At 66.9% G+C, this 23,248-nt stretch carries 18 protein-coding genes; 6 read left to right on the forward strand and 12 right to left on the reverse strand.

All coding sequences use genetic code 11. The features are described from left to right. Positions 1 to 100: 100 nt before the first annotated feature. Complete coding sequence (locus EO174_RS12535) at positions 101 to 3,682, reverse strand: lamin tail domain-containing protein (protein WP_126944706.1); 3,582 nt, start codon at positions 3,680 to 3,682, stop codon at positions 101 to 103. A gap of 560 nt (positions 3,683 to 4,242) precedes the next feature. Here EO174_RS12535 and EO174_RS12545 point away from each other — a divergent pair. The 3 genes from EO174_RS12545 to EO174_RS12555 all read left to right on the forward strand — a co-directional run bounded on the left by EO174_RS12545 (position 4,243) and on the right by EO174_RS12555 (position 7,450). Further along, entirely contained in the window at positions 4,243 to 5,145 is a 903-nt protein-coding gene (locus EO174_RS12545) for a tryptophan 2,3-dioxygenase family protein (RefSeq protein WP_119130359.1), read from the forward strand. A 188-nt stretch (positions 5,146 to 5,333) separates the two neighbouring features. After that, positions 5,334 to 6,848 (forward strand): oligopeptide:H+ symporter, encoded by a 1,515-nt coding sequence (locus EO174_RS12550; RefSeq protein ID WP_104583471.1) that lies wholly within the window; start codon positions 5,334 to 5,336, stop codon positions 6,846 to 6,848. A gap of 11 nt (positions 6,849 to 6,859) precedes the next feature. Beyond that, positions 6,860 to 7,450 carry a thioredoxin family protein gene (locus EO174_RS12555; RefSeq protein WP_104583472.1) on the forward strand — a complete coding sequence of 197 codons (591 nt, stop codon included), beginning with the start codon at positions 6,860 to 6,862 and terminating at the stop codon, positions 7,448 to 7,450. A 52-nt stretch (positions 7,451 to 7,502) separates the two neighbouring features. Here EO174_RS12555 and EO174_RS12560 read toward each other — a convergent pair whose 3' ends face one another. Next, on the reverse strand, positions 7,503 to 7,991 hold the full coding sequence (locus EO174_RS12560) for a MarR family transcriptional regulator (protein ID WP_104583473.1): 489 nt from the start codon (positions 7,989 to 7,991) through the stop codon (positions 7,503 to 7,505). A 122-nt stretch (positions 7,992 to 8,113) separates the two neighbouring features. On the opposite strand from EO174_RS12560, the gene hppD reads away from it, so the two are divergent. Both hppD and hmgA read left to right on the forward strand, forming a co-directional pair. Beyond that, positions 8,114 to 9,229, forward strand: a complete 1,116-nt coding sequence (hppD, locus tag EO174_RS12565) for a 4-hydroxyphenylpyruvate dioxygenase (protein ID WP_164740184.1) — start codon at positions 8,114 to 8,116, stop codon at positions 9,227 to 9,229. Positions 9,230 to 9,437: 208 nt separating this feature from the next. Beyond that, positions 9,438 to 10,751, forward strand: coding sequence for a homogentisate 1,2-dioxygenase (hmgA, locus tag EO174_RS12570; protein WP_126944709.1), 1,314 nt, complete (start codon positions 9,438 to 9,440; stop codon positions 10,749 to 10,751). Positions 10,752 to 10,962: 211 nt separating this feature from the next. Here hmgA and EO174_RS12575 read toward each other — a convergent pair whose 3' ends face one another. The 7 genes from EO174_RS12575 to EO174_RS12605 all read right to left on the reverse strand — a co-directional run bounded on the left by EO174_RS12575 (position 10,963) and on the right by EO174_RS12605 (position 17,712). Beyond that, entirely contained in the window at positions 10,963 to 11,514 is a 552-nt protein-coding gene (locus EO174_RS12575) for a hypothetical protein (RefSeq protein WP_126944712.1), read from the reverse strand. Positions 11,515 to 11,762: 248 nt separating this feature from the next. Continuing rightward, a complete protein-coding gene (locus tag EO174_RS12580; protein WP_115675773.1) occupies positions 11,763 to 12,188 on the reverse strand; it encodes a Na+/H+ antiporter subunit G in 426 nt (141 codons plus the stop codon). Continuing rightward, positions 12,185 to 12,469 (reverse strand): K+/H+ antiporter subunit F, encoded by a 285-nt coding sequence (locus EO174_RS12585; protein WP_016901330.1) that lies wholly within the window; start codon positions 12,467 to 12,469, stop codon positions 12,185 to 12,187. Before EO174_RS12585 ends, EO174_RS12580 begins: the two co-directional genes overlap by 4 nt. After that, positions 12,466 to 12,972 (reverse strand): Na+/H+ antiporter subunit E, encoded by a 507-nt coding sequence (locus tag EO174_RS12590; RefSeq protein WP_104649139.1) that lies wholly within the window; start codon positions 12,970 to 12,972, stop codon positions 12,466 to 12,468. The genes EO174_RS12585 and EO174_RS12590 overlap by 4 nt, the downstream gene beginning before the upstream one ends. Beyond that, on the reverse strand, positions 12,969 to 14,513 hold the full coding sequence (locus EO174_RS12595) for a monovalent cation/H+ antiporter subunit D (RefSeq protein WP_126944715.1): 1,545 nt from the start codon (positions 14,511 to 14,513) through the stop codon (positions 12,969 to 12,971). Before EO174_RS12595 ends, EO174_RS12590 begins: the two co-directional genes overlap by 4 nt. Further along, entirely contained in the window at positions 14,510 to 14,884 is a 375-nt protein-coding gene (locus EO174_RS12600) for a Na+/H+ antiporter subunit C (RefSeq protein WP_126944718.1), read from the reverse strand. The genes EO174_RS12595 and EO174_RS12600 overlap by 4 nt, the downstream gene beginning before the upstream one ends. After that, positions 14,884 to 17,712 (reverse strand): monovalent cation/H+ antiporter subunit A, encoded by a 2,829-nt coding sequence (locus EO174_RS12605; RefSeq protein WP_126944721.1) that lies wholly within the window; start codon positions 17,710 to 17,712, stop codon positions 14,884 to 14,886. The genes EO174_RS12600 and EO174_RS12605 overlap by 1 nt, the downstream gene beginning before the upstream one ends. Positions 17,713 to 17,878: 166 nt before the next feature. Here EO174_RS12605 and EO174_RS12610 point away from each other — a divergent pair, with 166 nt between their 5' ends. Beyond that, the gene (locus EO174_RS12610; protein ID WP_164740185.1) at positions 17,879 to 18,781 is read left to right on the forward strand and encodes an NAD-dependent epimerase/dehydratase family protein; all 903 of its coding nucleotides are present in this window, start codon (positions 17,879 to 17,881) and stop codon (positions 18,779 to 18,781) included. 116 nt (positions 18,782 to 18,897) lie between these two features. Here EO174_RS12610 and EO174_RS12615 read toward each other — a convergent pair whose 3' ends face one another. The 3 genes from EO174_RS12615 to EO174_RS12625 all read right to left on the reverse strand — a co-directional run bounded on the left by EO174_RS12615 (position 18,898) and on the right by EO174_RS12625 (position 23,248). Continuing rightward, complete coding sequence (locus EO174_RS12615) at positions 18,898 to 19,383, reverse strand: Mpo1-like protein (protein WP_104583477.1); 486 nt, start codon at positions 19,381 to 19,383, stop codon at positions 18,898 to 18,900. 97 nt (positions 19,384 to 19,480) lie between these two features. Further along, a complete protein-coding gene (locus EO174_RS12620) occupies positions 19,481 to 21,076 on the reverse strand; it encodes a M4 family metallopeptidase (RefSeq protein WP_126944724.1) in 1,596 nt (531 codons plus the stop codon). 420 nt (positions 21,077 to 21,496) lie between these two features. Continuing rightward, complete coding sequence (locus tag EO174_RS12625; RefSeq protein WP_126944727.1) at positions 21,497 to 23,248, reverse strand: peptidoglycan-binding protein; 1,752 nt, start codon at positions 23,246 to 23,248, stop codon at positions 21,497 to 21,499.

The following is a 23,248-nucleotide window of genomic DNA, read 5'->3' on the forward strand; positions in this document are numbered from 1 at the left end:
GCACCGCAGCACACAATGATGCTGGCTTGCACAAAAAAAAGGGCGCGGACCAGGCCGCGCCCTTTGTCGCAGTACAGAATTGCGACGTGGTGCACTGCGATCAGCGGCGGTCGGCGCCTCCACCGATCGGGGTGACGATCAGCGCCGAATCGTTGGCCGGGTTGGCATCGGGCGAGGTCGAACTGGCCCTGGCCTGCACCCACACTGCGCGCTCGGCCGGGATCGGCTTTGCCGCGACGGTCAGCTGGAACGCGGCCTGCGCGCCCGGCTGCAATGCTGCGGCGGTGCTGCACACGAAGATCGCGCTGCGCAGCGACTGCAGCTGTCTGGCGCAGCGCCAGCCGCTGGGCGGCACCAGCAGCGACAGCGCCGACACCGTGTTGCCTTCGATCCGCACGCTGGCACCGGTGGCCGCTGCGTTGCCGCGGTTGTCCAGCAATACCCGGTAGGTGGCATTGAAGGCAGTGGTTGGCAGCGTGGCGGGGCCTTCCAGGCGCACCGCCAGATCGCTGCGCAACTGCGGCTGCACGGTCACTGCGGCGGCGTCGGTGTTGTTGTCCGGCTGCGGGTCGGGCGTTTGCGAGGCAACCGAGGCGGCCAGGGTCAGGCTGCGTCCTGCCAGTTCCGCGCCAGCGTCGACCTGCACCGCAAAGCGCTGTGCATTGCCGGATGCCAGCGCAGCGATGGTGCAGGTGACCACCGTCTGGGCGCCGGTTTCCGGCGGCTGGCAGTTCCAGCCCGGTGCCGCGGTGACCCGTGGGCGCACCGCGGCATCGAAGGCCAGTGCCACCGCTGCGAACGCTGCGCTGTCGGGCCCACGGTTTTCCACATCCACACTGAAGTCGATGCGCTCGCCTTCGGTGACCTGTGCGCGTGCCGTGCTGACCATCACGCCCAGGTCGGCACGTCGCGCTGGCGCCATGCGCAACAGCACCACGGTGGGGTCGTGGTCGGACAAGCGCGTGGGCGTATTGGCATCGTTGCGCGCGGTGCCGGGGAAGTCGGCATTGATGCGCGCATGGCCCACCGACAGCGAGGCGATGTTGGGTGCGCGCATCAGCGCCTCGTTGGCCAGGATGTGGTCCAGCGACTGCACGTTGCCGTCGAAGGCGTACGAGTAGCTCTGGTCGGGCGTGTTGAACCAGGTCAGGTCGGTGTAGTCCGGGTTGACCAGGTCCACGCCATCGCCGCCCACCGCGGTCTGCGCATCCGGCGCCGGCCTGCCGGTGACGGTACCCATCGCATCCACGTAGCCGTCGTTGAACTCGAAGGCGTTGAAGTCGCCCATCACCAGCACCTGCTCGGCCGGGTCGAGCTGCTGGCGCGTCTGCAGCAGGCGCGCCAGGTACTCGGCCTGGGCCTGGCGCTTGGCGCGGATGCGGGTGCCGGCCGCATCGTCGGTCTCGGCGCCGTTGAGCGAGCGCTGATGCACCACGATGGCGGTCAGCGGCAGCACGCGGCCATCGGCCTGGTGCACCTTGGCACTGAGCACCAGTGGCGGGCGATCGTTGAGCAGGCTCACCGCGCCGCCCGGTTCGGTCCAGGTGGTGGTCTTGCCTTCCTGGGCGACGGACACCACTTCCACGCGCGGCACGCCGGCCGACACCGCAGCGGTCTTGACCAGGAAGCCCACGTCGATACCGCCGACGTCGTTGCCTTCCTGCAGGTAGGCCACGTACTGCGGATCGGGCTGGCCGGAAGCGATGGCATCGGCGTTGATGCGCGCAGCCAACGTCTGCAGCACACCGAAGCTTTCCACTTCCACCGTGCCCAGGATGTCGGGCGTGTGCAGGTAGTTGCGGATCGCCAGCGAGGCCTTGTTGAGGCGGGCCTGGAATGCGGCCGGGGTGAGCACCGGCTCGCCGGTCGCCGGGTCGTTCTGGTCGTCGAAGAAGCGCTCCATGTTGTAGGTGGCCACGGCCACGTCGTCGGCCTGCGGCCGCGGTGCCGGGCGCGGTTGGTCGGCACCGTTGCAGTTCACCTGCGGGGTGCGTTCCGGATACAGCGTGTAGCGGCGGAAGCTGTAGTCCAGCGGGCCGGTGACATCCAGCACGACGCAGCCCGATGCCAGGTCCAGACGCTCGGCGCCGACGCCGGCACTGCCGACCGCGATCACTTCCGGGTTGGTGTTCCAGCGCGGCACCCCGGCAGGCGAGCCGGCCGGCAATGGATCGGGCAACTGCACGCCGGGCTCGCGAAAGGCACGCGGCACGCCGGTGACCACCGCATGGAAGACGCCATTGCTGGTGGCGGTGGCGTTGGTCTCGTTGACGTTGCCGCCGGTGGGCGCATTGACGGTGAGGCTGGCGGCGGTAACGCGCATGCCTTCCAGCGCTTCGAGCTGATCAAAGGCACCGTCCGGGTTGGGGAAGTTCGCGCTCAACGCCACCGGCATCGGCAACGGACTGCCGGTGGAATCCAGCAGCACGGTCAGGCTGCCGCCGATCTCGGTCAGTGGCGGCTGGGTCGGGTCGGCGGTGGGCACGTACTCAAGCACCGTGCCTTGCACGCGTACCCGGTTGCCGATGGCAGCGGCGTCCGGCGGTGCGCTGCCGGTGTAGACGTAGACGCCTTCGGAGGTGGCCGCATCGCCATCGGTTTCCGCATCCGCTGCCTGCAGGAAGAAGCCGGCGCTGCGGCGGGCGGTGACGATGCCCGAGGTGGCGACCACCTGGCCTTCCAGCGGCGAGCGTGCGCCCTTGCCCTGGATGGCGTGGATCGGCAGCAGGCTGAAGTCGTCGTTGAGGACGGTGCCGGTGGCGCTCAGCGTGGCCGGCAACGCGCCGGTGAGGCCGCTGATCTGCAGCGCGAAGGTCTCGTCGGGCTCGGGTGTGGTGTCGCCCAGCACCTCCACGGTGATGCTGGCGCTGCGCTCGCCGGCGGCGATCCGGACGCTGGACGCGGGCAGGGCGACATAGTCGCTGCCAGCGACGGCGGTGCCATCGGCGGTGGCCGCGGTGAAGCTCACCCCGCCCGCACCGGCCGGCTGGCTCAGGCTCAGCGTGAACACAAGGCTGCGGCTGCCGCTATTGCCCTCGGCCTGGCTGACATCGGCCAGCGTGGCGATCGGCTGGCCGCCGCCACTGCACAGGCGTGCGGGGCTGGCGGCGTTGCGCGGAGCCGGCGCGCCGGTGGCGAAATCGGCCGCGTTGTTGTCGGTGTCGGTGCAGCCATCGCCGCCGCGCAGCACCGCCAGCGTATTGCTGGGCGCCGGGGTGGGGGCATTGCCTTCGGCGCAGCTGGCGGTGCTGCCATAGCCGACCAGATCGGCATTGCCGGTGGGGCAGGCGCCGCTCAACGCCGAGGCGCTGTTGCTCAGCGCCACCTTGCCGGCGCCGCCGCCCATGGCGATGGTGCCGGTGGCATCGGGCGTGGGTAGCGCAACGCTGCCGCCGCTGCCGTCGGCCTGCTTGACCAAGTAGTAGCCGCCGGCCGGAACGCTGCCCGCCAACGGGGTGACCTGCCAGCTGCTGCCGGCGGCAGAGGCGTACTGCACCGACCAGCCATCCAGGCTGACCGTGGTGCTGCCGATGTTGTGCAGCTCGATGAAATCGCTGCGGAAGGTGGCACCGCTGTTGCCGCCACCGCCGTAGACCTGGCTGATGACGACCTGGGCGTTGGCGTGGCCGGCAACCGCCAGCGCACAGACAAGTAAGGCTGCACGACGCTGCAACACATGCATGAGATGAGAGTCCCCTGATCCGTGAGACGTGAAACGCTCCCCTGGTCCGGCCACGTCCCTGGCCGGCAGCGCCGTTCGATTCTGCATGAATTTGCAGACCTAGGTTGACGATACGGTGACACCGGCGCAGTTGCTGCGACTGCGCAGTCGAAAGCGGTCGCTTTTTCAGGTGTGAAGTACTGGTCGGGTACGCCACCGCGTTGTCAGGCTGCCCGCGTGAGCCGGTCACCCAGTCAGATCGGGCGCTGCGGCAAAGGCTCGCTACAGCGCCATGCAGGCGCGCTGCAACGACATGCAGGGAGGCCGCGCGCTGCACAAGGAGTAATCCGGAAGGGCGTCGGTCCAGCCAGAAGGTCTGCACGGTAGAACGATGCGACACACACCGGAGATCACGTGTCGAAGACCCAGCCTCCAGCGCCGCCCTCAGCCGCCGGGCCGTCGATATCCAATCTCCGCTCCCGATTCCCGATTCCCGATTTCCGATTCCCCCAATCCCCAATCCCCAATCCCCAATCCCCGCCACTGAGCTACCCTGACCGGCCCGATCCATCTGCACTGCCATGCCCGTCGACAAGAACCTGCGTGACCTGGAACCCGGCATCCATACCGATCTGGAGGGGCGGCTGACCTACGGCGGCTACCTGCGGCTGGACCAGTTGCTGTCGGCGCAGCAGCCCCTGTCCGAGCCGGCGCACCACGACGAGATGCTGTTCATCATCCAGCACCAGACCTCCGAGCTGTGGCTGAAGCTGCTGGCGCACGAGCTGCGCGCGGCGATGGTGCACCTGCAGAACGACCAGGTCTGGCAGTGCCGCAAAGTGCTGGCGCGCAGCAAGCAGGTGCTGCGCCAGCTCACCGAACAGTGGTCGGTACTGGAGACGCTCACCCCGAGCGAGTACATGGGGTTTCGCGACGTGCTGGGGCCCTCGTCCGGCTTCCAGTCGCTGCAGTACCGCTATATCGAGTTCCTGCTGGGCAACAAGAACCCGCAGATGCTGCAGGTGTTCGCGTACGACCCGCAGGGGCAGGCGCGCCTGCGCCAGGTGCTGGAAGCGCCCAGCCTGTACGAGGAATTCCTGCGCTACCTGGCGCGCTTCGGGCATGCCATCCCGCCGCAATACCAGGGGCGCGACTGGACCTGCGCACATGTGGCCGACGACAGCCTGCGCCCGGTGTTCGAGCGCATCTACGAAAACACCGACCGCTACTGGCGCGAGTATTCGCTGTGCGAGGACCTGGTCGATGTGGAAACCCAGTTCCAGCTATGGCGTTTCCGCCACATGCGCACGGTGATGCGGGTGATCGGCTTCAAGCGCGGCACCGGTGGGTCCAGCGGCGTGGGATTCCTGCAGCAGGCGCTGGCGCTGACCTTCTTCCCGGAGCTGTTCGACGTGCGCACGTCGGTGGGCGTGGAAAGCCGTGCGCCGATGAAGGGTGGCCGCGATGAGCCGGAGAACGGCTGAGCGGGCCAGCGGAAGCGGGCGGGGCGGTAGTGGCTCGCTGGAGTTGAGGCCGGTGGCGCTCCAGCGGCCGCCATCAGGTCGAGGAGTGCTGCGAATTTGACGCGTACATGACGTCTAAGTGATCCTCGCGCGTCTCCCGGGGTACGCCCTGGGCACCCAGCCATTCCTGAATACGCAAGGGACATTCCATGAGCGTTGACGCTACCGCGCCGACTTCCGCCACCCCGCCGCCGCCTGCACCGCCCGAGTTCCCCACGCTGCTCGGTCATCCCCGGCCGCTGTGGATGCTGTTCATGACCGAATTCTGGGAACGCTTCGCGTTCTACGGGATCCGCTGGGCGCTGGTGCTGTACATCGTGGCGCAGTTCTTCAGCGGCGATGCCACCGGCCAGGCGCCGGCCGGACGCACCTATGGCGCCTATCTGGCGCTGGTGTATGCGGCGGCGATCTTCGGCGGCTACGTGGCCGACCGCGTGCTCGGCTACCAACGCTCGATCCTGGTCGGTGCGGCCGTCATGGCCACCGGCCTGTTCCTGATCGCCATTCCCGACCACACCATGTTCGAGATCGGCCTGGCCACCGTGGTGGTGGGCAACGGGCTGTTCAAGCCGAACATCTCCACCATGGTCGGCAAGCTGTACTCGGTGGCCGATCCGCGCCGCGACAGCGGCTTCACCATTTTCTACATGGGCATCAACCTCGGCGCGATGATCTCGCCGGTGCTGACCCAGTTGCTGGCCGAAAAGGTGTTCGGCACCCAGGCCATGCCGTCCTACAAGATGGTGTTCATGGCCTCCGGCGCGGGCATGCTGATCAGCCTGGTGTGGTTCTGGATCGGCCGCGCGCAGCTCAAGGGCATCGGCGCACCGGCGCCGAACGCGCAGGGCATCGGCCGGGTGCTGATGGTGCTGGTCGGCTGCGTGCTGGCGATCCCGGTGGTGTACCTCCTGCTCGCCGTCGGTGCAGACGTGTTGCAGATCGTGCTGACCGTGTTGTTCGTTGGCCTGTCGGTGATGCTGCTGGTCGAAGGCATCCGCGAAGGCAAGGTGCAGCGCGACAAGGTGATCGCGATGCTGATCATCTTCGCCTTCAACGTGCTGTTCTGGATGTTCTTCGAACAGGCCGGCAGCTCGTTCACCTTCCTGGCCGACAATATCGTCGACCGCGGTTTCGGCGACTGGACCTTCCCGACCGCCTGGTTCCAGTCGGTGAACTCGATTGCCATCATCACCCTGGCGCCGATCATCGCCTGGATCTGGGTCAAGGCCGGCCGCTTCAATCCGTCGATTCCGCGCAAGTTCGGCCTGGGCCTGCTGTTCAACGGCCTGGCGTTCCTGCTGCTGATGTTTGCACTGTCGAGCCTGGTCAACGATGCTGGCAAGGTGCCGTTCTGGACCTTGTTCATGGTGTACGTGATCCAGTCGGTAGGCGAGCTGTGCCTGTCGCCGATCGGCCTGTCGATGGTGACCAAGCTGGCACCGGTGCGTCTGGTCGGTTTCGGAATGGGCGGCTGGTTTCTGTCTACCGGCATCGGCAACAACCTGTCGGGCATTTTTGCCGGGCATGTCAGTGGAAGCGAAGGGATGAGCGTGTCCTCGGCCCTGAGCGGGTATACCTTCGGGTTTTGGGCGCTATTGGGCGCTGGCGCGGTGCTGTTCCTGATCGCGCCGTTGATCAACAAACTGATGCATGGTGTGAAGTGAGGAGAACTGCAATGCCGATCAAACCCACTGTCTGTGGCCTGCTGCTGGCAGGTCTGTTGAGCGCCTGCGGGCAGCCCACCGAGCAACAGGAGGCGCCACGGCCGCTGGACACCTCGATGCAGAAGCCGCCCAGCGCCGACCCCAGCCAGCCGGTGTCCTCGGGCAATACGCCCACCGCGGCGGACATCGCTGCGGCGGCGGCGCTCAATGCGCAATACGACCCCTCGCGCGATCCGGCCGCGGATCTGGAGACCGCCAAGGTCGAGGCCAAGCGCGGCGGCAAGCGCATCGTGCTCAACGTCGGCAATGCGGCCTGCGAGCCGTGCAAGGCGCTGGACGAGCTGATGGGCGGCGATGCGGAGCTGCGCAGCTTCCGCGATGCGCACTTCGTTGTGGTCAAGGTCAATCGCGATGCGACCAACGAGAACGCCGCGTTCCTGTCGCAGTTCGCCCAGCTCAACGACTACCCGTCGCTGCTGGTGCTGGACAACGACGGCAAGCTGCTGACCACCCAGTCCGGCCCGGAACTGCGCAAGGGCGAGGGCTTCGACCGCAGGAAACTGTTCGATTTCCTCAAGCAGTGGGCGCCGCCGCAGGCCTGACCCGTCGTTGCCGTGGCATGCAAGAACCCCCGCAACTGCGGGGGTTTTTTTATCAGTCCTTGCCGGCCATGCGCGGCAGCCCGTCCTTGGCCAGCCGGTCGATCAGCGTCTCCAGGATCTGCTGTTCCTCGGCGCTGAACACCGACATCAGCCGCTGTTCCATCTCGTTGACCAGCGGGGCGACGGTCTCGTAGACCTGGCGCCCGGCCGGCGACAGCGCCAGCATCGAGCGGCGGCGGTCGTCGCCATGGGTTTCTCGGCGGATGAAGCCGCGCTCCAGCAGGCGCGCCACGGCGCGGCTGACTGCAACTTTATCCATCGCGGTGCGGTCGGAGACCTCGCTGGCCGAGGAACCCGGATACAGCGCCAGGATGGTGATCACCCGCCACTCGGGAATGGCCATGCCGTAACGATCACCGTAGACCTTGGCGATATTGCTGCTGATGCGGTTGGACAGCACGCTCAGGCGATACGGCAGGAACTGCTCGAGGTTGAGCAGCACAGGATGTGGCGGCGGGGTAGGGGCGTCGAGATCGCTCATGTTGCACTGTGTCTTGATTTTGGTTTCATTTGCAACTACAAACCTTGGGTGGCCTGCGCATTCTCGCGGGTCTTCTGCCACCCCGCATAGCCCTGCGGACGGCCTAGCGTGGAGAAACGACGATGAGCGCACAACCGAGCAGTACCGCAACCCGCCCGAACCTGGGCATGCAGGTCACCACCTTCGACAACCCGATGGGGATCGACGGGTTCGAGTTCGTCGAATTCGCCGCGCCCGCCGGCCAGGCCGCGCAGCTGCACGACTACTTTCGCAAGATGGGCTTCAGCGCGGTGCTGCGTCACCGCAGCCGCGCCATTACCGTCTATCGCCAGGGCGGGGTCAACTTCCTGCTCAACGAAGACCCCGATTCGTTTGCCGCCGATTTCGCCGCCGCGCACGGCCCGAGCGCCTGCGGCTTTGCGATCCGCTTCCGCACCCCGGCCGAGACGGTGCTGCAGACCGTGTTGGGCAACGGCGGCGAAGCGGTGCAGGACAAGCCCGACACGCGCGCTGTCCCGGCCCCGGTGGTCAAGGGAATCGGCGACTGCATGCTGTATCTGGTGGACCGTTATGGCGATGCAGGCAGCATCTACGACGCCGACTACGAGCCGATCGAAGGCGCCGACCCGCAGCCGGCCGGCTTCGGGCTGACCTTCATCGACCACCTGACCCATAACCTGTACTTCGGCAACATGCAGCGCTGGTCGGACTATTACGAGCGCCTGTTCAACTTCCGCGAGATCCGCTACTTCGACATCAAGGGCGCCAAGACCGGCCTGGTGTCCAAGGCGATGACTGCCCCGGACGGCATCGTGCGCATCCCGCTCAACGAATCCTCCGACCCCAAGAGCCAGATCAACGAATATCTGGACGCCTACCACGGCGAAGGCATCCAGCACATCGCCTGCTTCACCGACGATATCTATAGCTCGGTGGAAAAGATGCGCGAGGCCGGCGTGACATTCCTGGACACGCCCGACACCTATTTCGACGTGGTGGACCTGCGCATCCCCGACCACGGCGAGGATGTCGAACGCCTGCGCCGCAACAAGATCCTGATCGATGCGGATGTGGACACCAAGCAGCGCAAGCTGCTGCAGATCTTCACCACCAACTGCATCGGCCCGATCTTCTTCGAGATCATCCAGCGCAAGGGCAACGAGGGCTTTGGCGAAGGCAACTTCCAGGCGCTGTTCGAGAGCATCGAGCGCGATCAGATGAAGCGTGGGGTGCTTTGAGGGCGGGGATTGGGGATTTGCTGTTCGGGAATGGTCGAGATGATCTTCAAGGCAGTCGCTACGCCGTACCCTCACCCCAACCCCTCTCCCGCCGGGAGAGGGGCGTAATCCGCCAGGCCTCAGCTTTTCTTCGGTAGGAAAGGCCTGATTCAACTCAATCCCAACCTTCTGCATCCGGGGAGGGAGGGCCAAGATCCGGACGCATGCCATGCATAACACCCCGCAGTACATGACCGGTTTCGGCAACACGTTCGCCACCGAGGCGGTGGCCGGCACCTTGCCGGTGGGGCAGAACTCGCCGCAGCGCGTGGCGCACGGGTTGTATGCCGAGCAGTTGTCCGGCACCGCGTTCACCGCGCCACGCAGCGAGAACCGGCGCAGCTGGCTGTATCGCATCCGCCCGGCGGCGGTGCATGGCGCGTTCTCGCTGATTGCGCAGACGCACTTCCACAATGACTTCGGGCGCGGCCCGGTGCCGCCGGATCAACTGCGCTGGAGCCCGTTGCCGCTGCCGTCGGCACCAACCGACTTCGTCGATGGCCTCTACACCATGGCCGGCAACGGCGGGCCGGAGGCGATGTCCGGCGTTGCCGTGCATCTGTATGCGGCCAATGCCTCCATGCACGATCGCTTCTTCTACGATGCCGATGGCGAGCTGTTGCTGGTGCCGCAGCTGGGGCGCCTGCGCATCCACAGCGAGCTCGGGGTGCTGGAACTCGAGCCGCAGCAGATTGGCGTGATACCACGCGGCGTGCGCTTCCGTGTCGAGCTGCCCGATGGCGAGGCGCGTGGCTATGTCTGCGAAAACTTCGGCGCATTGCTGCGGCTGCCCGACCTGGGGCCGATCGGCTCCAACGGGCTGGCCAATGCGCGCGATGTCGAAACGCCGCATGCGGCCTTCGAGCAGCGCGAAGGCGCGTTCGAACTGGTGGCCAAATTCCAGGGCCATCTGTGGCGCGCGGACATCGGCCACTCGCCGCTGGACGTGGTGGCCTGGCATGGCAACTACGCGCCGTATCGCTACGATCTGCGCCGCTTCAACACCATCGGTTCGATCAGCTTCGACCATCCGGACCCGAGCATCTTCACCGTGCTGACCTCGCCCAGCGACACGCATGGCACGGCGAACATGGATTTCGCGATCTTCCCGCCGCGCTGGCTGGTGGCGCAGCACACCTTCCGCCCGCCGTGGTTCCATCGCAATGTGGCCAGCGAGTTCATGGGGCTGGTGCACGGCGTCTACGACGCCAAGGCCGACGGCTTCGCGCCCGGTGGTGCCTCGCTGCACAACTGCATGAGCGGGCATGGCCCGGATGCGGCGACCTTCGACAAGGCCTCGCATGCCGACCTGACGCGCCCGGACGTAATCGCCGACACCATGGCCTTCATGTTCGAAACGCGCGCGGTGCTGCGCCCCACGCAGCAGGCCTTGCAGGCTGCGCATCGGCAGGGCGACTACCAGCAGTGCTGGTCCGGCTTGCGCGCAGCGTTCCAGGCGCCCAGGTCAGGTGAGGCACCGTAGCTCAGGCCACTAGTCGGGGGGCTGAGCAGGCAGTACGGCACGGCAGAGGTGTGGTTGTCGGAACCGTGCCGTCTGCAACGCAGCAGTCGCAGGCGTGCGCTCGAGCAGCCTGCACGGTACCGGCTGCGATTGTCGGATCACGCCAACTGCAAGGCATCCGTTGCCGCTGGCCGATCACGCCATCCACGCCATGTCGGTGTCAGTTGCCCGGTCAGGCAGCCTGCAACGCATCCGGCAGCAGTTCGCCGATCCGTGCACGTACGCGCTCGGCATAGCTTGCCGAGGTGATCTGCGGCAACGCGCGCAGCGCCTCGGCGATGGCGGCGGCGATGGTGTCTTCGGTGCGTGCGGCGTGCAGCTGCCGGTGCAGCACCACGGCCACCGGGTTGCGTTGCAGCTGCAGGATGTCGAGCAGGTACAGCCGCGCGTTGGTGGCCGCGCGGCGACGCTGGCGTTGCAGGTCCTCCTCGCTCGGTGGTGCAGCTGGCGGCGGCACGCAATCGCCCGTGACGACGGGAGCGAGCGCAGCGGCCGGGGGCGCGAGTGGCGTTGTCGCGTCGCCTGCAGGCGTGCCAAAGGCCAGATAGCCCATCGCGCAGAGCCCTTGCACCAAGGCGGCGCCGTCGCCGCCCAGCAGTGCTGCCAGGGTTGCCAGATCGCGCTGCCCGTCTGCCAGGATCAGCGCGCGTCGCTGCAGCAAGGTGAGTGGGCTGCGGTGCGATTGCAGCGCGGTGAGGGCGAGCTCGGTCTTGCGTGGGGTCATGGCGGCGGTCCTGCGAGGCGCCCAGCTTGCCCGCAGCCAATGAAGCGCCGATGACATCGGCACGCTGCAAGGCGCGCTGGCGTTCTGCACGCCGCCGCGATGTGCGCCGTTGGGCTGTGGCGGACCCGTAGGGACGCCATGCATGACCACCGGATTGCCCGGTTTGATGCGCGCACTGCTGTCGCTGACCGGCTGCAACCGCGCCGGGGCCAGCACGGCGGTGGCGGCCGACGCGGCAGCAGGAAGCCTCAGTGCGGATGCTTGTCCGGCCCGGCGTGCTGGCTGGCGGTGTCGGCGTTCTCGCCGACATCGCCTTGGGTCTGCGGCGTGGGCAGGCCTTCCTTTTTCATGTCGCCGTGGTTGGGCACTTCCGGGCGGTCTTCCATCATCAGCGACAACGCGGCCTTGGCCATCAGATGGGCACTGATCGGTGCGGTGATGAACAGGAACACGGTGATCAGCAGTTCGCGCGGTTGCGGGTCCACGCCGAGGAACAGGTGATAGCCCACCGATGCCAGCAGCACGCAGCCCACCCCCAGCGTGCTGGCCTTGGTCGGCGCATGCAGGCGCTTGAAGAAGTCCGACAGCTTCACCAGGCCGAACGCGCCGATCAGGATGAAGAAGGTGCCGACCAGCAACAGCGCGCTGAGCAGATATTCGGTCAGCGCGATCATTCGACGATGTCCCGACGCAGCACGAACTTGCTCAGCACCACGGTGCTGCCGAAGCCCAGCATCGCGATCACCAGCGCGGCCTCGAAGTAGATCGGCGAATCCAGGTACATGCCCAGCAGCATCAGCTCGGCGATGGCGGTGATGGACAGGGTGTCCAGTGCCAGGATGCGATCGGGCACGCTCGGCCCGCGCAGCAGGCGCCACAGCGCCATCAGCATGGCCAGGCCCACCGCATGCATGCAGATGACGATGGTCGATTCGATGAACATGTGGCCGGTCATGGAAAGATCTCCATCAGGGGCTTCTCGTAGCGGCTCTTGATCTCGGCGATCAGGGCGTCCGGGTCGTCCAGGTGCAGCACGTGCACCAGCAGATACTTGCGGTCATCCGAGAGCGCCGCCGACACCGTGCCGGGAGTGAGGGTGATCATGCTGGTCAGCGCGGCGATGCCGTGGATGTTGGCGATGTCCAGCGGCACCCAGATGAAACCGGGGTGGATGCGCGACTCCGGGCCGAGCACCTGGCCGGCCACCTTGAGGTTGGAGCGCACGATGTCGCCGGCGGCCACCAGCAACATGCGCGGTACCGAGCGCAGCGACCCGATGCGGGCGAACTCGCGGTCCAGGCGCGCCGCAAAGATCGGCACCACCCAGCCCAGCAGCAGGCCCAGCACCCATTGCTGCGGCCCGAAGCTGTCGCTGAGCAACAGCCAGAAAATGAACACCGTCACGCTCAGCGAGGGCGAGGGCAGCAGCCGGCTGCGCAGCGGCATGCGCGTGCTCATGGCTGCCTCCGTTGCGGCGTGGTGGCGCGCACCTGTTCCACGTAGGCGCCGGGATCGCGCAGCTGCACGCCGGCCGCGTCGGTGTAACGCATCAACGGGCCGGCACCGGCCGTCATCGCCACCAGCCCCCCCAGCAACAGCAGCGTGGCGGCGGTCTCCACCGGGCGCATGCGCGCACGGCGTTGCGGCTGCAGCGCGGGGACATCCTGCACCGCTTCGGGCACGCGCCAGAACAGGCGCACGCCGGCACGCGTCAGGCCGATCACCACCAGCAGGCTGCTGCCGAGGATGGCGACCCACACCGGCCCGACCAGGCCGGCGGGCACGTGCTGCAGCAACGCGGCCTTGGCCAGGAAGCCGGACAACGGCGGCAGCCCGGCAACCGCCACCGCCGCGACCATGAACATCGCACCGGGCATCCCGCGCCGCGGCAGCGGCGCGACCACTTCCTTGCGGTCGCTGGCGCTGCCGCGGCGACGCCGGATCAGGTCCGACACCATGAACAAGGCCGCGGCCACGAAGCTGCTGTGCGGCAGGTAGTACAGCCCCGCACCCAATGCGCCGGCATCGTCCAGCGAGAAGGCGATGAACAACGTCGCCGCCGAGAACACCACCAGATACGACACCATCACCCGCAGCCGCGATGCGGCCATCACCCCGAAGGCGGCCATCAACAGCGTGGCGATGCCCAGCCACAGCAATGCGTGGCGACCGAAGCCCTGCAGCGCGCCGGCACCGGCGCCGAACCACAGCGCCGACACGCGCAGCGTCGCGTACAGCCCGACCTTGGTCATGATCGCAAACAACGCCGCCACCGCCGCCGGCGCACGCGAATAGGTCTCCGGCAACCACAGGTACAGCGGCAGCAACGCGGCCTTGCTGCAGAACACCAGCAGCAACAGGCCCAGGCTGGCCTTGGCCAGCGGCAGGTCCTGCGCCGGCAACGTGGCGATGCGCTGCGACAGCTCGGCCATGTTCAAGGTGCCGAACACGCCGAACAGCAGGCCCAGCGCGATCAGGAACAGGGTCGACGCACACACGTTGAACACCACGTAATGCAGGCCCACACGCATCTGCAGCCCGCGCCCGCCGCTGAGCAACAGGCCGTAGGAGGCGATCAGCATCACTTCGAAGAACACGAACAGGTTGAAGATGTCGCCGGTCAGGAACGCACCGTTCAAGCCCATCAACTGGAACTGGAACAAGGCATGGAAATGCGGCGCGCGCCGGTCCCAGCCCGCGCAGGCATGCAGCAGGCAAGCCGCGCCCAGGATCAAGGTGGTTAACAGCATCCACGCCGACAGGCGGTCGCCCATCAGCACGATGCCGATGCGCGCCGGCCAGTCGCCCAGTAGGTACACCAGCACCTGGCCGTCGGCGGCGCGCGCGAACAAGGCGATGACCGACACGGCCAGCAACACCATGCTCGTCCACGCCACCGTGCGCTGCACGCGCGGCCCATAGCGGCGATGTTCGACGAACAGCGACGCCGATGCGCCCAGCATCGGGATCAGGATCGGCAGGATCAGCAGATGATTCATCGCCGTGCCTCGCGCGTGTCCACGCCGGTGGTGGCGTCTTCATGCGCATCCACATGGTCGCTGCCGTTGTCGGCGCGGCTGCGGATCGCCAGCACCAGGCTCACGGCAGTCATCGCGAAGGCGATCACGATCGCGGTCAGCACCAGCGCCTGCGGCAACGGATCGGTGTAGTGCATCAGGTCGGCCGGCACGCCCTCGCGCAGCACCGGCGCCTGGCCGCTACGCAGCCGCCCACCGGCGAAGATCAGCAGGTTGGTCGCATACGACAGGAAGGTCATGCCCAGGATCACGTCGAAGCTGCGCGCGCGCAGCAACAGGTAGATCGCCAATGCGGTCAGGACGCCGATCGCGCTTGCCACTGCCAGTTCCATCAATGCTGCTCCGCGGTGCGTGTCGAACGCTGGGTGGGGTCGATCTCGCCGCGCTGCGAGCTGCGCGTACGCGAAGGTTTGATCGTGCCCATCATCGACAGCATCAACATCGCCGCGCCGAACACCACCAGATACACGCCAATATCGAAACCCAGCGCGCTGGCCAGTTCCAGATCGCCCAGCAGCGGCAACGGAATCTCCAGATGCCCGCTGCTCAGGAACGGCATGCCGAAGACCAGCGCACCGGTGCCACTGACCAGCGCGCACAGCAGGCCGATGCCGATCAGGCGGATGTAGTCGAAGCCGAAGCGCGATTCCACCGACGCGGTGCCCTGGATCACGTACTGCATCAGCAACGGCACCGCCAGCACCAGCCCGGCGATAAAGCCGCCACCGGGCGCGTTATGCCCGCGCAGGAACAGGAACAACGACACCGTCAGCGTCAGCGGGAACATGATCTGCGCCAGGTCGGCCGGCACCGGCAACTTGATCGGCGGGCCGGGCATGGTGCGCTCCGGCGCCATGCGCGAGCGCCGCAGCAGTGCATGCACCACCAGCCCGGCGATCGCGAACACGGTGATCTCGCCGAAGGTATCGAAGCCGCGGAAATCCACCAGGATCACGTTGACCACGTTGCGCCCGTAGGCTTCCGGCAGCGCACGCTGCAGCAGCTCGCCGGCGACCGTGTGGCTGGGCTGGGTCATCAGGGTGTAGGCCAGGGCGGCCAGCCCGGCGCCGCCGACGACGGCGATGGCCGCATCGCGGGGTTTGCGCAGGCGCGCGGGCTCGGGCACCGAGCGCTCGGGCAGGTAATTCATCGCCAGCAGCATCAGCACCAGCGTCACCATCTCCACCAGCAGCTGGGTCAAGGCAAGGTCCGGCGCCGACAGGAACACGAAGGTCATGCTGACGGCCAGGCCGGTGCCACCCAGCACCAGCACGGCGAGCAGGCGCTGCTTGTACAGGAACAGGCTGCCCAGGGCGCAGGCGATCATCAGCAGCCAGATCGTCCAGCCCAGCAGCGGCAGCGGGGTGGGCGCCGGCCAGGCCGGCAAGGCGCCGCCCTGCAGGAACGGCACCAGCGCCACCACGACCGCGCTCAGCACCAGCAGCATCAGCATGCGCTGCAGGTTGCCGTTGGTGACCGCATCGGTCATGCGCACGGTGCCGGCGAACAGGGCGCGCAGGTTCCAGTTGAACAGCGCCTTGCCCGGCGAGCGGTTCTGGATCGCGTACATGTCCAGCATGCGGCGCAGCGCCATGTACAACAGGGTGCCGCCCACCATGCCGGCGATGCTCATCGCCAGCGGCCAGTTCCAGCCGTGCCACAGCGCCAGGCTGTAGTCGGGCAGGCGCTCGCCGAGGATGGCGCTGGCACCGGCGCGCAGCACCGGCGCGATGGTCCAGGCCGGCACGATGCCCACGGCCACGCAGATCAGCACCAGCACGTCCACCGGTATCCGCATCCAGCGCGGCGGCTCGTGCGGGGTGGTGTCCAGATCGCGCGGGCCCTGGCCGAAGAAGGTGTCGTGCACGAAGCGCAGGCTGTAGGCCACGCCGAGCAGGCCGGCCAGCAGGGCGGCGATGCTGGCCAATACCCGCATCGTCTGCGGCGCCTCGGTTTCCAGCGCCACGGCAAAGAACATTTCCTTGGACAGGAAGCCGTTGAGCAGCGGAACGCCGGCCATCGCCAGCGAGGCGGTGATCGCCAGCGCGCTGGTGACCGGCATCAGGCGGCGCAGATTGCCCAGCTTGCGCATGTCGCGCGTGCCGGTCTCGTGGTCGATGATGCCGGCGGCCATGAACAGCGAGGCCTTGAACACCGCATGGTTGAGGATGTGGAACACGCCGGCCACCACCGCCATCGGCGTGGACAGGCCGAACAGCATCGTGATCAGGCCCAGATGCGAAATGGTCGAGTACGCCAGCACGCCCTTGAGGTCGTGCTGGAAGATCGCGTGCCAGGCGCCAAGCAGCAGCGTGATCGCACCGATGCTGGTGACCGTATAGAAGAACAGATCGGTGCCGGCCAGGGCAGGATGCAGGCGCGCCAGCAGGAACACGCCGGCCTTCACCATCGTGGCCGAATGCAGATACGCCGACACCGGCGTGGGCGCGGCCATCGCGTGCGGCAGCCAGAAGTGGAACGGGAACTGCGCGCTCTTGGTGAAGATGCCCAGCAGCACCAATCCCAACGCATACGGATACAGCGGGCTGGCGCGAATGAGATCGCCGGCCGCCAGTACCGCATCCAGCTCAAAGCTGCCGACGATGCCGCCGATCATCAGGATGCCGCCGAGCAGCGCCAGGCCGCCACCGGCCGTCAGCACGAAGGCCATGCGCGCACCTTCGCGCGCGTCCTTGCGGTGCGACCAGAAGCCGATCAACAGGAACGAGCTGATGCTGGTGAGCTCCCAGAACACCATCAGCAACAGCAGGTTGCCCGACAACACCATGCCGAGCATCGCGCCCATGAACAGCATCAGATAGGCAAAGAAGCGCGAGGCGCTGTCGCGTGCACTCAGGTAGTAATGCGCATACAGCACCACCAGCGCCCCGATGCCCAGCACCAGCAACGCGAACATCCACGCCAGGCCATCGAGCCGCAGCGAGAACATCAGGCCGATCTGCGGCAACCACGCGTGCTGGCTGCCGACCACCTCGCCGCGCAGCACGGCCGGTGTGAGCGTTGCCAGGATGAGCAGCCCGCCCAACGGCGCGGCCGCAGCCAACCACGCAGTGATCGAACGGGAGACGCGCCAGAGCAGCGCAGTGGCGGCCGCCATCACAAATGGCAGCGCGAGCAGGATTTCCAGCGGAAAAGGCATGCAGGGAACACAAGATTCGCGAGCAGGCCAGAGAGCTTAACAAACCGTTGACTGACGCCCGCGTCAACGCCGTGGCTGCGCGCATGCGCAAATCGCCAACGCAGCAGCATCGCGCCGCTGCGTGTCACTGGTTATGCTGGGATCACCCAGACCGCATCCGAGCCCCGTGACCGCTGCCGATCCCGCTCCGTCCCCTGCCGTTTCTGCGCCGCGCGCCCTGGTGTTCGGCGGCAGCGGTCAGATCGGCGAACGCCTGCTGACGCGGCTGCTCGGCCGCGGCTGGCAGGTGACGGCATGGTCGCGCCAGCCGCGCGCGGCGCGCTCCGGGCTGATCTGGCGGCAGGGCGACCTGGCCACGCCGGCTGCCGCGGGCGAGGCCTTCGAGGTGATCTTCAGCTGCGGCCCGCTGGACCATTTCGCGCGCTGGTATGCCGAAAATCCGGTGCGCGCTCCGCGCATTGTGGCGTTCGGTTCCACCAGCCTGGAGGTCAAGGAATATTCGATCGACGCGGCCGAGCGCGATGTCGCACAGCGCCTGGCACATGCCGAACAGGCCCTGTTCTCCGCAGCCCAGGCGCGTGGTGCCACGGCGACGGTGCTGCGCCCGACGCTGGTCTATGGGGCCGGGCGCGACCGCACGCTCACCCAGATCGCCGGGCTGGCGCAGCGCACCGGCGCCTTCGTGCTGCCGGCCAACGCGACCGGGCTGCGCCAGCCGGTGCATGTGGACGATCTGGCCAGCGCGGCGCTGGCGGTGCTCACCCAGCCGGCGACACAGCAGCGCAGCTATGCCGTCGGCGGCGGCGAGGTGCTGGCCTATACGCAGATGGTGGAGCGCGTGCTGGCGGCGCTGCCGCGACCGGCGCGGCTGTATCAGGTGCCGCCCGGCCTGTTCGGCCTTGCCCTCACTGCCGCGCAGCGGCTGGGGCGCCTGCGTGGCATCAATGCGGCCGCATTGCAGCGCATGCGCGATGACCTGGTGTTCGACCTGGAACCGGCGCGTCGCGACTTCGGCTACGCGCCACGCGCCTTTCGTCCGCTGCCCGAAGAGCTCGGCATCGGCGAGTGATACCCCGCAGGTGCACCTGTGTGCCATGCAGCGCTGCGTGGCGCGCAGTCGTAATACGCCGCTTCAACGCAGGACCACGCCGGCACCGGGCTGTGCGCTGGGCGTGTCGGCCGTGCTCAATACCGCCAACCCAACTGACGATATAACTTGGCCAGCACCCAGATCGGCCCGATCAGCAGATAGGTCAGGTCGGTCAGAAAGCTCGGCTTGCGGCCTTCGATCCGGTGGCCGACGAACTGCGCGATCCAGGCCAGCACGAACACCGCCAGCGCCGTGGTGAACAGGCCGCTGAGCCCGAGCCTGCCTTCGATCAACCGGCACAGGCAGCCGAAGAAAAAGAAGATCCCCAGCATGCCCAGCCCGAGCGGACGCGATAAGCGGTTGTAGTACGACCAGGCCGCGAACATCGACAACGCCGCCCATACGCCGCTGCTGAACCAGGTGCCGCCGACCGGGATGCACCACAGCAGGCCCACCACCGACCACAGGATCGCCGGCACCGCCAGCACGTGGATCTGCTGATTGGTCGCGTTGCGATGGTCGTCGGAATAACTGGCGAAATAGCGGTCGATCGGTCGCGCGGTCTTGGTGCGTTCGGTCATGTTCCCTCCCAGGAATGACCCAAGCATACGCGCGCGGATGGCACAGTGGCAGACGCGCCCCTGCCACGCGTAGCGCGCGTGGCAGGGGCGGCATCCATCAGTTGACCGACACGGCGCTCCACGCTGCGGCAACCGCGCGGTACTGCGTGGAGCTGCTGCCGTACAGATCGGTGGCCGCGCTCAACGTCGCCCGGCGTGCGGCCGCATAGTTGGTCGAGGAGGTCATGTACACCGTCAACGCGCGGTACCAGATGCGGCTGGCTGCCGCCCGGCCGATCGCCGTCAATGCCGTGTTGCCGTTGCAGACCAACCCGGCCGGCGTCACGTTCCAGCTGGTGCCCGACCCGAAGCCGCTCGGCACCACCGCGCCTTCGGCCAGCAGATAGTAGAAATGGTTGGCCACGCCCGAGCTGTAATGCACGTTGAGCGAGCCCAGGCTGCTGCTGTAGCAATCGGGCGAGTCGCCATCCAGGCTGGGCTTGAACATGTAGCGCAGCGCCAGCGTCCCGCTGCTGTTGCCGGGGATGATCTTCTCGCCGATCAGGTAATTGCCCGGCTGCGCGCTGTTGTTGGCGGAATACTCCACCATCGCGCCCATGATGTCTGAGGTGGCTTCGTTCAAGCCGCCCGACTCGCCCGAATACACCAGGCGCGCGGTGCGGCTGGTCACGCCGTGGGTCATCTCGTGACCGGCCACATCCACCGACACCAACGGCGTGAACGTGCTGCCGTCGCCATCGCCGAAGGTCATGCAGAAGCAGCTGTCCTGCCAGAACGCGTTGTTGTAGCGGCTGCCGTAATGCACCCGGCTGCGTGCACCGGCTCCATCGTTGGCGATGCCGCTGCGCGCATGGGCGGTGCGGAAATAGTCCCAGGTCAATGCGACGCCGTAATGCGCATCCACCGCCGCGGTCACCGTATCGCTATTGGCGCCGCTGCCCCAGGTGTTGTCGGCATCGGTGACCAGCGTGCCGTTGCCGGAGGTGCTGTTGCGCATGTTGTAGGTGGCGCCGCTGCCGCGGCTCAGATCGGTTAACTCATACCCGCTGCTGCAACGCGTTGTCGATAATCCAACGTTGCCCGCATACAGCGAACGCCCGGTGCCGGCCGCACTGGTGCCGCCCGCGCACGCGGTATGCACCGTGTCCCAGGACTCGAGGATGCGTTGACTGACTGCATCGACGATGTAATGCATTTCGGTCGGCGTCTGGTCGGGCTTGATGCCGCTGTAGATCACTTCATAAACCAGACGCGGTGCCCCCTGACGCGCATACAAGGCCAGGCTTGCGCGCGGCGCCGCATCGGGTGCCAGATCGAACTGCGCACCGGCCGCACGCATAGCCGTGTCCGCATCGATGCCCGGCACGATGCTCGGGCGCACGCTGGTGTCCATGCTCTGGCTCAACTGACGCATCACTCCGCGTCGCGAATGCACCACCACATCGCCGCCGATGACCGGCAAGCCCCGATAGGTGCGATCAAAGCGCACATGCTCGCTGCCGTCGGCATCGACAATGCTGTCGCGCGCGACAAACGCATCGGCCGTTGCACGGTTGGCCAGCGCCGCAGCGTGATTGCCCAACAAGGATTGCGCGCGCGACACCGCGGCATCCGCGGAAAGATCCGCGGCAGTGGCGACAGCAGACAACGATAGCGCGCAGCAGATCGCCGCGCCCAGGACATGAACTTGCATGACGACTCTCTCCCCGAAAACGTGCAATGCAAAGATCGGCGGCGACACGCATCACGGCCGATCGCGACTGGCAACAGGTGCCTGCAGATAAACTTGCACAGTCCATGACAGCGCAGTAGGAAAAGTTACAGCTGTGTTGCGTTCTGTGCGCCGCGCCACTTTGCGATGTGGAGGGCATCGCAGAGCGCCCGACGTGGCGCTGCGTGTGGGACGTCGTCAGCGCTGCAGGCCGTGTCTAACCGACGTCTGGAAGGTGTGTCGATCTCCGGTGGCAGGCAATCGGCCAACGGCGAAGGCAAGGCGCTGATGCGTGTGTGCCAAGGTAGGGCCGCATCGCTCTCGGCGGCAATGCCGAAAGGACACGCACAAGAAAACCGGCCAGAGACCTGGCCGGTTTTCTTGTGCTGCACCGTTGAGCCCTCAGCGGCCGCCGATCGCGACCCTCTGCTGCTCGTCCTGAGCGCGCTGCTGCGAAGCCTGGCCAGCCAGCAATTGCGCACTGGTCTGCTCGAGCGTGGGGGCAGGCTGGTTCAGATCCACCGCCGCACGGAAGCCCGGCGTGGTGCCCATGACGAACGCCTTGCCATCCTGCACGGTGACGTTCTGCAGCTTGTCTGCCGAATCGATCCCGTTCTGCTTGGCCTGCAGCGTGACGTGGGCCGCCGTCTCGTTGGAGATCATGCTGGGCAGCTTGCTGCGGATCGCGGTGTGCAAGGCATGGTCCGGGTGCGAGGCATCGTCGAGCGACGGGCCCTTGGGCGCAGCGACAGGCGTCTGTGCTGCCTGTGCCTGTGCCGGTTGTGCGGACAACGCGGCCTGCGTGTTGCGCCCCACCACGCCATCGGGCTGCAGTCCGTGCTGCTTCTGGAACGCAATCACCGCCTCCCGCGTGTTGTCGCCAAAGCGACCATCCTCGGCAAGCCGGTTGCCCTGCGCATCGCGCACGCCAAGCCGGTTGAGGTCCTGCTGCAGCTTGCCGACATCGCCGCCCTGCTCGCCATGCCGCAGCGTGCCATTGCCCGCCGGTGTCGCTGGCTGGGAGTGGCGCGCGCCCGACTCCTGCTGATGACCCTGATTCCAGAACGTCTCCGGGCTGGTCAACTTGCCGCTGGCATCGCGCAGTTGGTAATGCACATGCTGTGCGTACTGGCTGTTGCCGTTCGGGCCGCGTCCACCCATCGTGCCGATGGCATCGCCCGCGGACAGCGCCTGACCTTCTTTCACCTTGAGTGCGTCCAGGTGCAGGATCTCGTGCGAGTTACCCTGTGCATCGCGAATCTTGACAGTGCCGTAGTTGCCGCCCGCAAACGTCACGGTTCCGGAGACCGGCGAATGCACCGTTGGGTGCTGCAGGTTGCGGCCTGTCTGGCCACCCTGGTAGTTGAAGTCGGTACCGCCGTGATCGCGGGCACTGCGATGCTCGCCGTAATGGCCGGTGATGTGCGGCGCCGTCCCGTTCTGCGGCGGGAGCATCCGTTCCATCGTGTGCTGAAACGCGCTGGATCCGCCATGCTGCGGCTGCGCAGGTGCTGGCGCAGCGGGCTGCACCGGCTGTCCGAGCTGGCCATGTGCCAGGTTGTTCATCAGCTCTGGAGTGATATCGCGCTGCCAGCGGGCAAACCGGTTCTCGCGGTCGGCCAATCCATTCGGCGGATCGCCGCCGTTGATCGCAACGCCTGCCGCATGCGCGTCCTGCCTGGCGGCCTGTGGCACGTTGTTCTGCCAGTACCAGGTCGCGATGCGGGATGCGTTCTCAGGTTGTGCCGCCAGATCGGGGTGCGCCACCAGGTCCAGGTTCAGCGCTTCGCCGGCCGCACGATATTGATCCTTGCCGGTGAGCTGCATGTAACCGCGGCCACGGTACAGGTAGCCATCGCCGGGCTCGTTATTGCCCATGCGCCCGCCATACATCAATTCGGCCAGTTTTTCCGGTTGCCCGCGCAGGGCATCCAGACGCGCCTGCTCCAGGGCCTCGGGCCCCTCACGCAGTGCGGATCGCACCTTCGAACTCACCTGCGAGGATCCGTGCGTATAGCGGAACCCTTCTTCCAGGCGGTTGAGGCCCATCGACTCATGACCCACCTGGGCCATGAAGTTTGCCAGCTCCTTCGGCTGGGTAATGCCTGCTGCATAGGCTGATTGGAGCAGCCCTGTTTCGCGATCGGTTGCCAT

This window comes from Xanthomonas sp. BRIP62418, assembly GCF_003993495.1.
GTDB lineage: Bacteria > Pseudomonadota > Gammaproteobacteria > Xanthomonadales > Xanthomonadaceae > Xanthomonas > Xanthomonas euroxanthea.

Excerpts from the sequence above, each read along its gene's own strand:
- EO174_RS12535 (WP_126944706.1), bottom strand. The coding sequence starts at position 3,682 with ATGCATGTGTTGCAGCGTCGTGCAGCCTTACTTGTCTGTGCGCTGGCG.
- EO174_RS12545 (WP_119130359.1), top strand. The coding sequence starts at position 4,243 with ATGCCCGTCGACAAGAACCTGCGTGACCTGGAACCCGGCATCCATACC.
- EO174_RS12550 (WP_104583471.1), top strand. The coding sequence starts at position 5,334 with ATGAGCGTTGACGCTACCGCGCCGACTTCCGCCACCCCGCCGCCGCCT.
- EO174_RS12555 (WP_104583472.1), top strand. The coding sequence starts at position 6,860 with ATGCCGATCAAACCCACTGTCTGTGGCCTGCTGCTGGCAGGTCTGTTG.
- EO174_RS12560 (WP_104583473.1), bottom strand. The coding sequence starts at position 7,991 with ATGAGCGATCTCGACGCCCCTACCCCGCCGCCACATCCTGTGCTGCTC.
- hppD (WP_164740184.1), top strand. The coding sequence starts at position 8,114 with ATGAGCGCACAACCGAGCAGTACCGCAACCCGCCCGAACCTGGGCATG.
- hmgA (WP_126944709.1), top strand. The coding sequence starts at position 9,438 with ATGCATAACACCCCGCAGTACATGACCGGTTTCGGCAACACGTTCGCC.
- EO174_RS12575 (WP_126944712.1), bottom strand. The coding sequence starts at position 11,514 with ATGACCCCACGCAAGACCGAGCTCGCCCTCACCGCGCTGCAATCGCAC.
- EO174_RS12580 (WP_115675773.1), bottom strand. The coding sequence starts at position 12,188 with ATGATCGCGCTGACCGAATATCTGCTCAGCGCGCTGTTGCTGGTCGGC.
- EO174_RS12585 (WP_016901330.1), bottom strand. The coding sequence starts at position 12,469 with ATGACCGGCCACATGTTCATCGAATCGACCATCGTCATCTGCATGCAT.
- EO174_RS12590 (WP_104649139.1), bottom strand. The coding sequence starts at position 12,972 with ATGAGCACGCGCATGCCGCTGCGCAGCCGGCTGCTGCCCTCGCCCTCG.
- EO174_RS12595 (WP_126944715.1), bottom strand. The coding sequence starts at position 14,513 with ATGAATCATCTGCTGATCCTGCCGATCCTGATCCCGATGCTGGGCGCA.
- EO174_RS12600 (WP_126944718.1), bottom strand. The coding sequence starts at position 14,884 with ATGGAACTGGCAGTGGCAAGCGCGATCGGCGTCCTGACCGCATTGGCG.
- EO174_RS12605 (WP_126944721.1), bottom strand. The coding sequence starts at position 17,712 with ATGCCTTTTCCGCTGGAAATCCTGCTCGCGCTGCCATTTGTGATGGCG.
- EO174_RS12615 (WP_104583477.1), bottom strand. The coding sequence starts at position 19,383 with ATGACCGAACGCACCAAGACCGCGCGACCGATCGACCGCTATTTCGCC.
- EO174_RS12620 (WP_126944724.1), bottom strand. The coding sequence starts at position 21,076 with ATGCAAGTTCATGTCCTGGGCGCGGCGATCTGCTGCGCGCTATCGTTG.
- EO174_RS12625 (WP_126944727.1), bottom strand. The coding sequence starts at position 23,248 with ATGGCAACCGATCGCGAAACAGGGCTGCTCCAATCAGCCTATGCAGCA.